We start from the raw sequence: 376 nt of genomic DNA, 5'->3' as shown, positions 1-376 counted from the left end.
GTTGTAGACCGGGCAAGACGCGGCCGCTGTTCCTAAAGGAACATGGTTAATTTGAATAAAATTTGTGAGATTTACAGCATGTCTGGCAATAGAGGCCTGCGCGCTTGGGATGGCGGACTGGCCTATGCGTCGGGCATGATCGCAACCACGGTGAGATCGGCGCGGTGGCGGAAACCGAGGGATTCATAAAGACTTATCGCCGGTGCGTTGCCCGAGAAGGTGTGCAGGTAAGGCGTGTCGCCCGCAGCCATGATCTGCTGCGAAACGAATTGCGACAATGCCCTGGCAAGACCGCGGCCCCTGAAATCCGGATGGACGCAGACGCCGGACAATTCGACGAAGCCCGGCTGTTTCAGCCGCTCGCCCGCCATGGCCA

1 protein-coding gene is annotated in these 376 nt (G+C 58.5%); it reads right to left on the bottom strand.

What is annotated here, in order from left to right; all coding sequences use genetic code 11:
* Positions 1–122: 122 nt before the first annotated feature.
* Positions 123–376, bottom strand: a 254-nt coding sequence (locus tag AC1D0P_RS31810; RefSeq protein ID WP_477680370.1) for a GNAT family N-acetyltransferase, incomplete at its 5' end; no start/stop codon positions are given.

The organism is Polaromonas sp. P1_G2 (genome assembly GCF_056405515.1).
The sequence above is the reverse complement of the archived record's forward strand: the minus strand, read 5'-3'. Positions and strand labels throughout refer to the sequence as shown.